This is a genomic window from Burkholderia sp. NLJ2, assembly GCF_049487195.1.
Lineage (GTDB): Bacteria > Pseudomonadota > Gammaproteobacteria > Burkholderiales > Burkholderiaceae > Burkholderia > Burkholderia pyrrocinia.
On sequence record NZ_CP137810.1, the window covers coordinates 806,013 to 820,379 of the forward strand.

Genomic DNA, 14,367 nt, shown 5'->3' on the forward strand with positions numbered 1-14,367 from the left:
GTTCGCCCCTGCGGCCATCCGGATGGCCGCCTCCAGGAAATCGGTGAGGGAAAGGGGCCGCCCGCGCGATGCGTGGCGGGCGGCCGGCAATCAGCGGATCAGCGCTTGATCGACTGCTGCCATTGCTTCAGGAAAGCCAGGCGCTTCGACTGGTCGAGATAGACGAGCAGGCCGGTGCCGATCTGGATCGGCTTCAGCGAATCGCCGAGCTCCTTCGACAGGCTCGCGGCCGACGTTTCGCCCGTGACGTCCGTGCGGATCGCGTACAGGTTCGCCTGGTTCGCGATCAGCGTCTGCCCGCGCTTGGAAAGCAGGTAGTCGACCCACAGCTTCGCGGCGTTCGGGTTCTTCGCCTTCTTCGAGACCGTCGCGAGGCGGCTCACGACCTGCGTGTAGTCCTTCGGGAACACATAGCCGATCGACTTGTCCTTCTTCGCCTTCGCGTATGCATACGAACCGATGATGTTGTAGCCGATCAGGTTCTCGCCCGACGAGATCCGCTCCATCATCGCGCCCGTGCTCGACTGCAGCTTCGGGCCGGTCGCGCCGATCGCCCTCACGAGCTCCCACGTGACCTTCTCGTTTACGTGCGCGTCCTGCGTCAGGTAGTTGAAGCCGACGCCCGATTTCTCGATGTCGTAGGTCGTGACCTTGCCCTTGAACTTGTCGCCCTGCGTGGTGAGCAGCTTGATCAGGTCGGCGCGCGTCGTCGGGACTTCGTTCTCGGGGATCAGGCGCTTGTTGTAGACGATCGCGAGCGGCTCGAACGTCGTGCCGTACGCCTGCTTCTGGTATTGCGACCATTGCGGCAGGTTCGGGCTTTCGGGCGAATCGTAGGACGCCATCAGGCCGTCGTTGACGAGCTTGACCTGCAGGTCCATCGCCGAGCTCCACAGCACGTCGGCGCTGGTGCTGCTCGCCGCGTTCTCGCTGATGTAGCGGTTATACAGCTCGGTGCTGTTCATGTCGTTGTACTCGACCTTGACGCCGTACAGGCTTTCGAAGTCCTTGATCAGCGGACGCACGAGGCCCGTGTCGGTCGTCGAGTAGACGATCAGCTTGCCTTCCTTCTTCGCGGCGTCGATCACGCCCTGGTAGTTACCCGGATACCCGGCCGGAACCTGCGCGACGGCGCTGCCGGCGGCAGTGCCCAGAACGATCGCCAGTGCGGCGGCGAGGTGCTTCGGTGCAAACGGCATGTCTTCCTCCAGTTACGCATAGATGTTGTTCGAGTGACGCGGATGTTAATTGCGAGGCACTTTCAGCCTGCTTTCATTTCCGTTCACAATCGCGTCCTTTGTGTCATGGATTTCCCGAGGTCGAAACGACGGTGGCCGCGGTTTTCGCGGCGCGCGGCCCGGTTTGAAAAGGGAAGGAAGCGGGTTGCCGCCGAACGCGGCAACGAGGGCAAAGGCGGCTATGCGGGTTGCGCCAGCAGCTTTGCGAGGATCCGGCCGCCATGCCGCGCGTGCGCGGTCGTCAGTGCCGAATACCCGACGACGACGCCCGCTTCGCAGTCGGCGCTTCGACAGAACCCGCGGATCGTCTGCAACGCGACGCCGGCCGCGTCGGCTTGCGCGACGTACGACGCGTCGTCCGTCCCGGGCGGCAGCCACAGCACGAAATGAAACCCCGCGTGCTCGCCGGACACCGTGTACCGCCCGCCGGCGTGTTTCGCGAGCTGGTCGAGCACGATGTCGCGCCGCTGGCGGTACGCGTGGCGGCTGGCGCGCAGGTGCTTCGCAAAATCGCCGTGCGCGATGAAGCGGGCCAGCGCGAGCTGGGGCGCCACGCCGACGGAGCGCGCGGTCGCGTGCCACACGGCCGACAGCATCGGCCGCAGTTCCGCCGGCACGACCATGAAGCCGATCCGCAGCCCCGAGAACAACGTCTTGTTGAACGAGCCGCAGTAGATCACGCGATCGCAGGCGTCGAGCGATTTCAGCGCGGGCAGCGGGGCGGTCTGGTAACTGAATTCGCCGTCGTAGTCGTCTTCGATGATCCACGCGCGGTTGCGCTGCGCCCAGTCGAGCAGTTCGAGCCGGCGCGACACCGACATCGTGACGCCGAGTGGCGCCTGATGGGCGGGCGTCACGTAGGCCGCGCGCGCATCGGGGTGGCGATCCAGCGACGCCGTGTCGATCCCTTCCCGATCGACGGGCACGTCGATCACGGTCGCGCCTGCGATCGTGAAAATCTGCCAGGCCGACGCATAACCGGGATCTTCCATCAGCACCGTCGAGCCGGGCGCGAGCAGCGTGCGCGCGACGAGATCGATCGAATGCCGGATGCCGGTCGTGATGAAGATGTCGCCGGCCTCGCACGGAATGCCGCGGTATTCCCGCAGGTAGGCTGCGATTTCAGCGCGAAGGCTTTCGACGCCTTGCGACGGCGTTGCCCCGAGGTCGTTCGCCGTCGCGGCAAGCAGGCTTGCGCCGAGCGCCTTCTTCCATTGCTGCATCGGCATCAGGCCGGGATCGGCGAGCCGCGCGACGAACGGGACGCCCGGGCGCACGCCATGTTCCGGCGCGGCCGCATCCGTCGTGCCCGCCGACGCGCGGGGCGTGTCGGGGCGGCGGGGGCTGCCGTCGCGCGACTGCGCGGCCGCGCGCAGATAGCTGTCCGGCACCACTGCGCAGACCCGCGACCCGGAGCCGCGCGTGCGTGCGATGTAGCCCTCGGAGCACAGCAGGTCGTACGCCGCTTCGACGGTTCCCCGCGCGACGCCCCAGCGTGCGGCAAGGGTCCGGCTGGACGGCAGCGGGCTGTCGCCGGGAAGCAGGCGCTTCAGGATCGCGTCGCGAATCGCGTCGGCAATGCACGCCTGCTTCGACTGCGGGCTGCCGGTCGACAGCCCGGAAGGGCACGGCAGATCAAGCGGAATCGCGGCTTTGCCTCGCGGCATAGTGGTCCAGTCTATGATCGATTTAATGGTCCTTCAGCTTATATCACTTTCCCCTTAGATTGCTGTCGACCACACCAACCCCATCCATTCGACCGGAGACGGACACACCGCATGAAGACGCGTTCCTTGCCCCAATGGGGCTGGCTGTTCCTGTTGATGCTCGTCGTGTGCCTGCCGCGGGTCACGATCGACGCCTACCTGCCGTCGCTGCCTGCGATGGCGGATGCACTCCACGGCACCGACGCCCAGTTGCAGCTCACGCTGACCCTCTACATGGTCGGCTATGCGCTGTCGATGCTGGTGTCGGGGCCGTTGTCCGATCGGTACGGCCGCCGTCCGGTACTCGTCGGCGGCCTGTGCGTCTACGCGATCGCGAGCGTTGCCTGCGCGCTGTCGACGAGCATCCCGGCGATCATCGCCGCACGCATCTTCCAGGCACTGGGCGGCTGCAGCGGAACGGTGATCGGGCGCGTCATCGTGCGCGAGCGCTTTCCGACCGCGATGCAGGCGACGATGCTCGGTCGAATCTCGGCCGGCATGGCGCTGTCGCCGGTGATTGCGCCGCTGGCAGGCAGCGCGGTCGCCGAGTGGCTCGGCTGGCGCGGCGTGTTCGGATGGCTGGCGGCGGGCGGGCTCGTCGCGACGGCGATGGTGCTGCGCTACCTGCCCGAGACCCGCGAATACGATGCGCGGCCGGCGCTCGGCCCCGGGCTCCTGCGGACCTATGCCGGCCTGCTGCGCGAGCGCCGCTTCCTGCGCTACTCGCTGGCGATCAGCTTCGCTTACTGCACGTACTATCCGTTCATCGCGGAATCGTCGACGCTGTTCCAGCGGCAAATGGGCGTGTCCGGCCCGGTCTATGCCGCGATCTTCGGCCTGACGGTGCTCGGCTACCTGATCGGTTCGAGCGTGTTCGCGCGGACCAGCGGCCGCTGGAAAGCCGATTCGGTGATCGTGGCGGCGGCCGCCGTCAATCTGGTCGGCGCTATCGCGCTGTGGGGCTGCGGTGCGATCGCCCCCACTGCGGTGGCGGCCCTCGTCGTGCCGATGTTCGTCGTGATGATCGCCGTCGGGATCGCGATTCCGGCCTGTCAGTTTGCGGTGATGCAGCCGTACACGACGATCGCCGGTACGGCGTCCGGGCTCTTCTTCTTTATCCAGATGGCGATCACGGCCGCGTGCGGCGGCGTGCTGGCGTGGCTGTCGGACGGCGCCGCCCGCCCGATGATTGCCGTCACGGTCGGCGCGAGCGCCGCGTTCCTGGCGGTGGTCGTCGGTCTTCGCGAGCGGCGCGTGACCGACGGTTCGCGCTTCGCGACGGGGAGCCGTCCCGCCGCCGAGCGATGACCGACGGTCGGCCGGACCGGGCGACGCGGGTTCGCAGGGGCGGCGCAACCGGTGTTTCCGCGAGGCGTCGACATGGAAAGGATCATGTAATGTAGCGGCCTGTCGCTGACCTTACCGGAATCCCCATGCGTGTGCTACTCGTCGAAGACAATCCGAACCTGGCGCAGTCGCTGAACGACGCGCTGAGCGCCGCGCGCTTCGCGGTCGATCACATGGCGGACGGGGAGGCGGCGGACCACGTGCTGCGCACGCAGGATTACGCGCTGGTGATCCTCGATCTCGGGCTGCCGAAGCTCGACGGGCTGGAGGTGCTGCGGCGGCTGCGCGCGCGCCGCAATCCGGTGCCGGTGCTGATCCTCACCGCGCACGGGTCGGTCGAGGACCGCGTGAAGGGGCTCGATCTCGGCGCCGACGACTATCTCGCGAAGCCGTTCGAACTGACCGAACTGGAGGCGCGCGCCCGCGCGCTGATCCGGCGCAGCCTCGGCCACGAGCATTCGCGCGTCGAATGCGGACCGCTTTCGTACGACAGTATCGACCGCAGCTTCCACCTTGCGGGCGAACCGCTGTCGCTCACGCCGCGCGAGCGCTCGGTGCTCGAGGTGCTGATCCTGCGCAACGGTCGCGCGATCAACAAGGACACGCTGTCGGAGAAGATCTTCGGGCTCGACGAGTCGGTCAACGCCGACGCGATCGAGATCTACGTGTACCGGCTGCGGAAGAAGCTCGAGAACACGGGCGTCGCGATCGTCACGCTGCGCGGGCTCGGGTATTTGCTCGAAGCGAAGGCGGAGACCGCTGAATGACCCGTCCGAACCTGCGCACCCAGGTCGCGCTGTGGCTGCTGCTGCCGCTGCTCGGCCTGCTCGCGCTCGACTCGTGGCTCACGTACCAGCGCGCGATGAGCGCCGCGCACGTCGCGTTCGACCGCACGCTGTCGTCGTCGCTGAAGTCGATCCGCGAAGGCGTGCGGCTCAACGACGGCGAGATCGAGGTCGACCTGCCGTATCTCGCGCTCGAAATGCTCGAATCGAGCGACGGCGGCAAGATCTACTACCTGATCCGCGAGGACAACGGCCACACGATTACCGGCTACCCGGACCTGCCGCTGCCGCAGGGCCGCGACACGGGCGACGGCGCGCTGTTCGTCACGCGCTACTACGACGTCGTCTATCGCGGCGAGCAGTTGCGGATGGCCGCGCTGCGCATACCCGTGCACGACGTGCCGACCGCGCAGTCGCGCATCGTCTGGGTGATGGTCGGCGAGACGATCGAGGCGCGCCAGGCGCTCGCGCGCGAGATCCTGGTCGGTTCGCTGCTGCAGGAAGGGCTGCTCGTCGTGCTCGCGCTCGGGATCGTATGGCTCGGCGTCGGGCGCGGGCTGCGGCCGCTGAACCGACTGTCGGCGACGGTCGCCGCGCGCAGCGAGGACGACACGACGCCGCTCGACACGGGCGCGATGCCGAGCGAGCTAACGCCGCTCGTCGATTCGATCAACCAGTACATCGGCCGCACGCAGCGGATGCAGGTCGCGCGGCGCCGCTTCTTCGCCGATGCGGCCCATCAACTGAAGACACCGCTCGCGGCCGTGCAGGCCGGTGTCGAGCTTGCGCTGCGGCCCGACGAGCAGACGCGCGTGAACGGTCACCTGCGGCGCGCGAACGGCGCGGTGCGGCAGGCCGCGAAGATCGTCCAGCAACTGCTGTCGCTGTCGCGGCTCGATTCGGACAGCGGCCATGCGGTCGCGCACAAGCCGGTCGCGCTGCACCGGCTCGCGCGCAGCGTGACGCTCGACTGGTCGCCCGTCGCACGCGCGCGCGACATCGATCTCGGCTTCGAGCACGAGGCCGACGTCGACGTGCATGGGCAGTCCGACCTGCTCGGCGAAATGATCGGCAACCTGATCGACAACGCGATTCGTTATGCGGGCGACCGCGCGGTGATCACGGTGCGCGTGTCGCGCGACGGCGAGCATGCACGGCTCGACGTGATCGACAACGGGCCGGGCATTCCGGCCGACGAGCGCGACGCGGTGTTCGAGCGCTTTCATCGCGGCAGCAAGACGCAGACGGTCGAAGGGACGGGGCTCGGGCTGTCGATCGTGCGGGAGATCGCACGCGTGCACCAGGGCACGGTGGCGCTGGCCGATGCGGGCGGCGCCGGGCTGATGGTCACGGTGGCGCTGCCGATCAGCCTTTAGAAACACATTTCGGATTGTGTTTTCCGGGCGACGGTGGATATGCGGAGCGCAGGTGATTATCTGCGCCATCATGCACAATCGCGAGATTTTAGAAAATCGAAAAAATCAATAGTGGAATTGAGTATTTTTATAATCACGTGACATGCTGCTATTTATAACAGCTACAAATTCCGATTATCCGACCTAAGCTGAATCAGCCGTTCAATACGCGGCTTCGTCTCGTCAATTCAGGGATGAATCGTAATTTTCCACAATTAAGTGAGGGCAAGGCCATGGCCACGACACTCGATGAAGAAGTTCTGCCGGAGATTTTCGTCAAACGATTCAGAATCAGCGGTGGGCACGTCACGTCAGGAAAGGGACAGGCGCCGGCCATCCGCTTTGCCGCTGCTTTCCACCCGGAATTCGAGCATCCCTCGGGCTCGCTGCAAGGCTCCGGCACGATTATCTGGGCCCATCGGCCCAATAACGTGGCCAGAATCACGATCGGCGGAAACTATACCTACTTCCCGTCAAAGGAAGAGGAAAGCGCGTCCGCTCTTCTGGTACGGTCGCTTTTGCTGCACGTGCATGGTTACGTCGGCGGGATCATTCCCGTCAACAAGTATCATGGCATCCCGCCGGCACTGTTTCCGGTGCTGGATTTGTCCTCCCTTATTCCGCAGGGTTCGAAAACCGGAACGGCCAACTACACGAGCGTCGATCCCCAAAATCCGGAAGAAAAGATCACGGTGAGCGACGCAAAGATTACGGAATTGTGATTCCAGCAGAAATCAATCGGCGTATTGTCTGAAATCGAATCCGGTGGCGCATTGCGGTAAACGATCGCATGCGCCGCCTTCCGATTCAGCGCCTTGCGCCATTCATGCGGGTTCGCGATTTTCTAATCGCCGAACCCGATCTCCGCTTCGACCGACTGCCCGATTTCGAGCCACGCGCCGGCGCCTTCGACGACGATCGCGTTGATGCCGAACGTCAGTGCATCCTCGTAATTCGGATTCGCGCGATAGGTCTGCATCGTGTCGGTCGGCTCGTGTGGCCACGCGGGATCGGGTGCGCCGGTGGCCTGGTCGATCGTCGGCATCGGGCAGCGCGTGCACAGCTTCACGAGGCGCAGCCGCACGGGTGTCGCGCCTTCCGTATCGAAGTGTTCGACGAAATCCTCTTCGTATGCATCGAGATCCGACACGACGATGTTCGGGCGGAAGCGGTTCATCGGGATCGCCGGCGCGCCTTTCGCGATGAGCCGCGCGTTCAGGTCGTCGAGCGACGACTGGCCGATCACGAGCAGCGGATAGGCGTCCGCGAATTGCGTGTGCGTATCGATTTCGCCCGTCCGGTTGCGGTCGCAGCCGCGACGGGCGTCGGGGCCGAAGCGCGCAAGCTTGGTGGGCATGCCGAGATATTCGGTGAGCCATGCGGCCGTTTCGGCGCCCGTGTCGATCGCGTCGACCGTGTCACGCCAGACGGTCGCGGCCATTTTTGGCGTTGCGGGCGATACATCGCCGTCGAGCGGCGTGCGGATCTCGCGCATGCCCGGCGCGTTCAGCACGAGTGCATCGCTGTCGAGCGCGGTGCGGATCAGCGCGAGGCGCGGGTGCGTGCGCTGCGTGATCATCTGCCCGTCCGGATCGGTGATCAGCCAGCGGCGGTCGTAGGCGAGGCCCGTTTCGAGCAGTTGCGCGCGCGGCAGCGCGATGCCGGCGCAGGATTTGATCGGGTAGACGAAAAGTTCGCTGATGGCTGGCATGGCGCTGGCTTCGAATGACGTGGATGGTCAAAGGGCGATTGTGCCAGATCGTGCTGAAGCCGTTCGGGCGGTTGCGTATCGCCGCGCGGCCCGTCATGCGAGCGGGAAGCCCGCGTCGAAGGTCGTGCGCACGTCGAGCGGCTGGCGCAACAGCCCGGCCTTCAGATAGAAGTCGGCCGTACGCTGCTGTTCGGCGATCACCGTCGCATCGAGCGGCAGCCAGCGCGTGTTGCGGCGCTCGAACTGCAGCTTCGCGGCTGCCGGCGGAATGCCGATGATGCGCGCGAGCGCCGCGGAATACGCGTCGACATGCCGGTACGACCAGGCCTGCGCGCGCACGACGCGCCGCATGAAATCGTGCAGGACGTCGCGCTTCGACGCGATCGCCGCGTCGGTCGCCGCGAGATAGCTGAGGCCCGACCACAGGCCGCGGCCGTTGACGAGCACGCGCGCGCGGCCGCTCGTTTCGGCGAGCGCGGTATAGGGCTCCCACGTCGCCCATGCGTCGATCGATCCGGTCGCGAGCGCGAGCATCGTGTCGGCCGGCGGCAGGAAGCGGAACGACACGGCATCGGGCGGCAGGCCGGCCGCGTCGAGCGCCTTCAACGTGACGAAATGGCCGATCGAGCCACGCGTGGTGCCGATGCGCTTGCCCTTCAGGTCGGCCGCGCCTTTCAGCGCCGCGTCGGGCCGCACGAGCACGGCCGTGCCGTACGGATCGGAACGGTTCGCGCCGATCACCTTGATGCGTGCGCCCGACGCGAGCGCGAAGATCACAGGCGCATCGCCGATCGGCCCGCAATCGACGGCGGCCGCGTTCAGCGCTTCGGCGAGCGGCGCGGCGGCCGGGAACTCGGTCCACGCGATGTCGTATGCGAGGCCGTTCAGTTCGCCGGCCGCTTCGAGCAGCGCGCGCAGCCCGCCTTTCTGGTCGCCGGCGCGCAGCAGCGGCCGTGCGCCCGATTGCGCGCGCAACGCGGCCGGGGCCGCTGCGATCGTGGCGAGGGCGCTCGCCTGTGCGAGGAAATGGCGTCGGGTCGGATTCATCGTGAAGTTCGGTCGATCGAAAGAGAGGTTCGGGAATTCAGTGCGGGAGCCCGGCCTGCACGTCGCGCACGGGTTCCGCGTCGACGCGCAGCAGCAGCGCGGTCAGCGGATCGCCGTTCGCGGCGGGTACGGGCGGCCGTGCAGCGGCGTCGGAACGACACAGCAGGTCGGCATCGGACCAACCGGCGCTGCCCGGCAGCGCACGCGCCCGCAACCAGCCGCGCCGATCGGCGAGCAGTTGCGTGCCGCCGAGCGCGTCGGGTGCCACGCCGGCAATCGTCGCGAACGCGAGCCATGCATCGGGCGTCGACGCGACGCAGTTCGCACGCGTGCCGGATGCCGGCGGCACGGGCGCGCCGCGCGCGGTGACGAGCAAGGTTTGCCAGCGAGCGTCTTCCGGCGGTGGTGCGGCGCCCGGCGCGAGCGCGACGATGCGCACGCGCTGGCCTTCGCGCCAGCGATCGAGCGATTGCGGCGCGGCGCCGCCGCAGCGCACGTCGAGCGCCGGCAGCGGGACGGGCACGGGCCACGCGCCTTCCGCCTGCGCGCCGCTGCCAGCAGAGAGCGCTTTCAGGTAGTCGAGCACGGCCCACGTGTCCTGCGGGCCGAGCGTCGCCGCAAAGCCGGGCATCGTCGGTGCGCCGTGCTCGTCGCGCGTGCCGTGGCGCACACGCCAGAACAGCTCGCCGTCGAGGCGGCGCGCGAGCAGCGACCCGGCAAAGGTCGGCGGCCAGTGCGAAAGCGTGGCCGCGAGCGGCCCTTCGCCCCGGCCGTCCGCGCCGTGGCACGCCGCGCAGTGTTGTGCATACAGGTGCGCGCCGCGCATCACGTTCGATACCGAAAACGGCGCCGGGTCGCGCTGGAAACTCGTCGGCACGGCGGGTGACAGCCACAGTGACGACGGCGGCCAAGGCGCGAACCATGCAACGGCGAGCGCGGCGATCGCGGATGCGAAACGCCACTTGCGCGAAGCGATTGCGACGAAGCCGAGCGCCACGGCGAGTGCCGTCGCCGCACCGGCGAACGCGAGTTGCCGCGTGAGTCCCGCGTCGATGCGCAGCGTCTCGAGTGCGATCCGGTGCGCCCACGGCCACGCAGCCTGACCGTCGGCGTCGCCGATCAGGCCGACCGCATGCAGCACGCGCGCCAATGCGATTTGCGCGCGATACAGCAGTTGCAGGAAGGCGAGCGCCCAGTCGGAGAACGGCGGTGCATTCATCGCACACGTCTTTGCCGCGCGGCGGCCAATCGTCGAACGGCACCCTGCATCTACCAGCTCGCATCGAGCCCGAGATGCCGCAGCGCGTCGTGGCGCAGTTCGGCGAGGCGCGGGTCGCCGCGATGGCGCGGGTAGGGCAGGTCGACGTGCAATTCGGCGACGATTCGTGCCGGACGCGGCCCGAACACGATCACGCGCTGCGCGAGGAACAGCGCTTCCTCGACATCGTGCGTGACGAGCAGCGCGGAGAACCCGTCGCGTTGCCACAGGGCGGTCAGCTCGGCCTGCATCGTGAGCCGCGTCAGCGAATCGAGCTTGCCGAGCGGCTCGTCGAGAATCAGCAGGCGCGGATCGTTGACGAGCGCGCGGGCAAGCGCGACACGCTGCGCCATCCCGCCGGACAACTGATGCGGAAACACGTTCGAGAATTCCTGCAGCCCGACGCGCGCGAGCGCATCGTCGACGCGATGCTGCGCGACCCGCGCCACGCCACGCGCTTCGAGGCCGAGCGCGACGTTCGCGCGCACACGCCGCCATGGGTACAGCGTCGGGTCCTGGAACACGACGATCCGCGACGGATCGGGTTGCTCGATCGGCACGCCGTCCTGCGCGATCGTGCCTTGCCGCGCGGCGTCGAGGCCCGCGACGAGGCGCAGCAGCGTCGATTTCCCGCAGCCGCTCGGGCCGAGCAGCGCGACGAATTCGCCGGCCGCGACCGATAGCGTCACGTCGTCGAGCACCGGCAGCGGGCCGCCGGGGCCGTCGAACGCATGGCTCACGCGGCGGATGTCGATGCGCGCGCCGCGTGGCGCCGTGGTGGTGGACGAAGTGGCGGGCGAAGCGGCAACGGGCGGTTCGAGTACGGCGGCGCTTACCATTTGACGGTTCCTTTCTGCCACGCGAGCACGCGGTCGCGCACCGCGAACAGCAGCGCGATCAGCCCGGAAAACAGCAGCGCCATCACGATCAGCGCCGCATACATGTTCACGTACGATGCCCAGCCCTGCGCCCAGCTCAGGTACCAGCCGAGCCCCGACTTGACGCCCATCATCTCGGCGACGACCAGCACCGTGAACGACGCGCTCAGCCCCATGAAGATGCCGACGAACACGTGCGGCAGCGCGGCCGGAATCGCGACGCGCAGCACGAGGAAGCGCGCGTTCGCGCCGAGCGTGCGCGCGACGTCGTAGTACTGCCGGTTGACGCTCGCGACGCCCGACCATGTCAGCACGGCGACCGGGAAGCCGGTCGACAGCGCGATCAGGAACGCGGCGGCCGAATAGCTCGACGGGAAGAAGTAGAACGTGAGCGGCAGCAGCGCGGTGGCCGGCACGGGGCCGAGCACGCGCAGCACGGGGTGTACCCAGTAGCCGATGCGGCGCGACCAGCCGATCGATACGCCGACGGCGAAGCCGACCGCGACGCCGTACGCAAAGCCGAGCGCGAGCAGCTTCAGCGTGTTGCCGGCGCTGCCGAGCAGGCGCGGCCAGTCGTCGACGTAGACCTCGATCAGCGCCTGCGGCGGCGCGAAGAACGGCGTCGGCAGCCAGCCGGTTTTCGCTGTGACGATTTCCCAGGCGGCGAGCACGAGCGGCAGCGCGACGAGCCACGGGCCGGCCGGACGCACGCGCGCGAGCCGCGTGCGCGTGGCGGGGACGAGATGGCCGAGCGTCGCGACGACGAGCAGCAACGCGGCGATCGACCAGGCTGCCGTGCCGAACGTGTCCGTGTACGCCCAGTCGGTGAAGCCGACGACGCGGTTCGGCCACAGTTGCGTGAGCGCGCCGAGCGCGGCCCACGCGAATGCGGCGACGATGCCGGTCGGCCAGGTGCGGGCGCGGCGGGCTTCGGCCGCGAGCGTGGCTTCGCAGGCCGTGCAGGCGATGCGCGCGGACGCAGTGGCGGCAGTGGACACATTGGCGCCGCCGGCCGGTGCCGATGCGGTGCGTGCGGAGGAAGCGTGTTCGATCGTCGACATCGCGTCACCCCAGCACGTTCGCATAGACCTGCTGCGCGAAGCGCTGCGGGTCCGTGCTTTTCTTCAGCACGCTGATGCGGCGGAAATCGTCCGCATAGAACGCGATTTCCTGCTGCAGGTCGACGTTGGTCGGGTGATGCGTGTAGGTGAGCGTCGCGTACAGCTTGCGCAGGTCGTCGGGGCTGATCTTCGGCGAATACTTCGCGAACACCTTCGCGGCTTCGTTCGGGTTGTCGTGCGTGAACTCGGTCGCCTGCACGATCGAACGCGCGAGCGCGGCGGCCGCCGGCCGGTCGTTGCGCACGAGATCGCCGCGCGCGCCGATCACGCAGCACACCTTGCGCGCGTATTCGCCGGACAGGTTGGTCGCGAGTTCCGTGTACGCGCCGTTGCTGCGCTTTTCGAGCAGGAAGAGGTTCGGGTCGCCGTCGGCGATCGCGTGGATCTCGCCCTTGTCGACCGCGACACCGAGCAGGTCGGCCGGATACTGCCGCCATGTGATGTCGCGTTCGGGATCGATCCCGTTCTTCGCGAGCAGGATCGAGAAGAAATGCTTGCCGGGCGCGGCGAGATCACTGACGCCGACCGTCTTGCCCTTCAGCGCCTGCAGCGTCGTGACGCCGGCCGCCTTCGCGCCGACCAGCCGCACGCAGCCGCCGTGCGAACTGCCGATGATCTTCACGTCGAAGCCGGCTTCGAGCGGCTTCAGCCAGCGGTGGATCATCCCGACCGCCGCATCGGCCTTGCCGGTCGCGATCGATTCGAGCAACTGGTCGGTCGACCCGCTGTAGTTGATCAGGTCGACCTTCAGGCCGTTCTTCTCGAAGAAGCCGCGCTCCTGCGCGACGACGATCGGCGTCAGGCAGAAGGCGTTCTGGTTCCACGCGAACGTGAGCTTCTTCAGCGGCGGCGCGGACCATGCGTTGCGGCCGAGCGTGATCGCCGGCGCGGCGAGCGCGGCGGCGCCGGCCGCGCGCAGCAGCCTGCGGCGTTTGTCGTCGTGCGCGATGGCCGGCGCGGGTGCGGTGGATTGGGTCATGGTGGTCGGGTCTCCGGTCGTGCGGAAGGGCGCTCAGTCGAGCAGGTCGGGTTCGTCGGCGACGACGCGCGCGAACAGGCTGTCGAACGCGTGCAGTGCGCCTTCGGGGCCGCCGATCTGGCCATGCGTATGGCGCGCCGTCGCATGATCGATCGGCTGCGGCGTGCCGGCCGCTTCGGCCAGCAACTGCGTGTGCGCGACGTTGTCGAGCGCGATGTACCACCACGCGGCGGCCTCGACGGTCGGGCCGGCCGTCAGGATCCCGTGGTTCTTCAGGATCGCGCCCTTGTGCGTGGCGCCGTCCGGCTTCGAAAGCGCGTGTGCGATCCGCGCGCCTTCGCTCGTGTCGACGACCATCCCCGTGAAGTCGTCGAACAGCGCGTGATCCTCGTAGAACACGCACGCGTCCTGCGTCAGCGGATCGAGCGGGCGGCCGAGCGTCGACCACGCCTTGCCGTAGGTCGAATGCGTATGTGCTGCGGCGACGACGTGCGGATGGGCTTCGTGGATCGCCGCATGGATCGCGAACGCGGCCTTGTTCAGCGGCCGCGTGCCGATCGCGGTTTCGCCGCGCGCGTTGACGAGCAGCAGGTCGGACACCTTGATCTGCGAGAAATGCACGCCGAGTGGATTCACCCAGAAATGGTCGGGCAGTTCCGGATCGCGCGCGGTGATGTGGCCGGCGAGCCCGGACGCGAAACCGTAGCGCGCGAACAGGCGGAACGCGGCCGCGAGCCGCTCCTGCCGGTGGCGGCGTTCGGCGGCGACGTCGATGCGCGGCGCGGGCGCGTCGAACCAGAAATGCTGGCGCGGTGCTTCGGCGAGCACGAGGCCCGATGCGGTACGGACGGGCGTGGCGAGGACGGCGGACATGGCGTGCGG

13 protein-coding genes are annotated in these 14,367 nt (G+C 67.9%); 4 read left to right on the top strand and 9 right to left on the bottom strand.

From position 1 onward, the window contains the following. Window positions 1-98 precede the first annotated feature (98 nt). Both R9B84_RS25970 and R9B84_RS25975 read right to left on the bottom strand, forming a co-directional pair. Window positions 99-1,199, bottom strand: coding sequence for an ABC transporter substrate-binding protein (locus tag R9B84_RS25970; protein WP_423762877.1), 1,101 nt, complete (start codon window positions 1,197-1,199; stop codon window positions 99-101). 218 nt (window positions 1,200-1,417) lie between these two features. Next, window positions 1,418-2,905, bottom strand: a complete 1,488-nt coding sequence (locus R9B84_RS25975; RefSeq protein ID WP_423762878.1) for a PLP-dependent aminotransferase family protein — start codon at window positions 2,903-2,905, stop codon at window positions 1,418-1,420. Between the two features lie 111 nt (window positions 2,906-3,016). Here R9B84_RS25975 and R9B84_RS25980 point away from each other — a divergent pair, with 111 nt between their 5' ends. From R9B84_RS25980 to R9B84_RS25995, 4 genes are all read left to right on the top strand, one after another. Further along, window positions 3,017-4,252: a multidrug effflux MFS transporter gene (locus R9B84_RS25980; protein ID WP_423762879.1), complete on the top strand. Its 1,236-nt coding sequence runs from the start codon at window positions 3,017-3,019 to the stop codon at window positions 4,250-4,252. Window positions 4,253-4,377: 125 nt separating this feature from the next. Next, window positions 4,378-5,058: a response regulator gene (locus R9B84_RS25985; RefSeq protein WP_006484260.1), complete on the top strand. Its 681-nt coding sequence runs from the start codon at window positions 4,378-4,380 to the stop codon at window positions 5,056-5,058. Continuing rightward, window positions 5,055-6,452: a sensor histidine kinase N-terminal domain-containing protein gene (locus R9B84_RS25990; RefSeq protein ID WP_423762880.1), complete on the top strand. Its 1,398-nt coding sequence runs from the start codon at window positions 5,055-5,057 to the stop codon at window positions 6,450-6,452. Before R9B84_RS25985 ends, R9B84_RS25990 begins: the two co-directional genes overlap by 4 nt. A gap of 272 nt (window positions 6,453-6,724) precedes the next feature. Continuing rightward, on the top strand, window positions 6,725-7,213 hold the full coding sequence (locus R9B84_RS25995) for a hypothetical protein (RefSeq protein ID WP_423762881.1): 489 nt from the start codon (window positions 6,725-6,727) through the stop codon (window positions 7,211-7,213). A 122-nt stretch (window positions 7,214-7,335) separates the two neighbouring features. Here R9B84_RS25995 and R9B84_RS26000 read toward each other — a convergent pair whose 3' ends face one another. The 7 genes from R9B84_RS26000 to R9B84_RS26030 form a co-directional block, all read right to left on the bottom strand. Further along, a complete protein-coding gene (locus tag R9B84_RS26000; protein ID WP_423762882.1) occupies window positions 7,336-8,202 on the bottom strand; it encodes an MOSC domain-containing protein in 867 nt (288 codons plus the stop codon). Window positions 8,203-8,295: 93 nt separating this feature from the next. After that, complete coding sequence (locus R9B84_RS26005; protein WP_423762883.1) at window positions 8,296-9,249, bottom strand: ABC transporter substrate-binding protein; 954 nt, start codon at window positions 9,247-9,249, stop codon at window positions 8,296-8,298. Between the two features lie 37 nt (window positions 9,250-9,286). Further along, window positions 9,287-10,468, bottom strand: a complete 1,182-nt coding sequence (locus R9B84_RS26010; RefSeq protein WP_423762884.1) for a c-type cytochrome — start codon at window positions 10,466-10,468, stop codon at window positions 9,287-9,289. Between the two features lie 50 nt (window positions 10,469-10,518). Then, window positions 10,519-11,346: an ABC transporter ATP-binding protein gene (locus tag R9B84_RS26015; protein WP_423762885.1), complete on the bottom strand. Its 828-nt coding sequence runs from the start codon at window positions 11,344-11,346 to the stop codon at window positions 10,519-10,521. After that, on the bottom strand, window positions 11,340-12,446 hold the full coding sequence (locus tag R9B84_RS26020) for an ABC transporter permease (protein WP_423762886.1): 1,107 nt from the start codon (window positions 12,444-12,446) through the stop codon (window positions 11,340-11,342). Before R9B84_RS26020 ends, R9B84_RS26015 begins: the two co-directional genes overlap by 7 nt. Window positions 12,447-12,450: 4 nt before the next feature. Next, entirely contained in the window at window positions 12,451-13,485 is a 1,035-nt protein-coding gene (locus R9B84_RS26025) for an ABC transporter substrate-binding protein (RefSeq protein WP_423762887.1), read from the bottom strand. A 33-nt stretch (window positions 13,486-13,518) separates the two neighbouring features. Then, the gene (locus R9B84_RS26030; protein WP_423762888.1) at window positions 13,519-14,358 is read right to left on the bottom strand and encodes a class II aldolase/adducin family protein; all 840 of its coding nucleotides are present in this window, start codon (window positions 14,356-14,358) and stop codon (window positions 13,519-13,521) included. Window positions 14,359-14,367 lie beyond the last annotated feature (9 nt).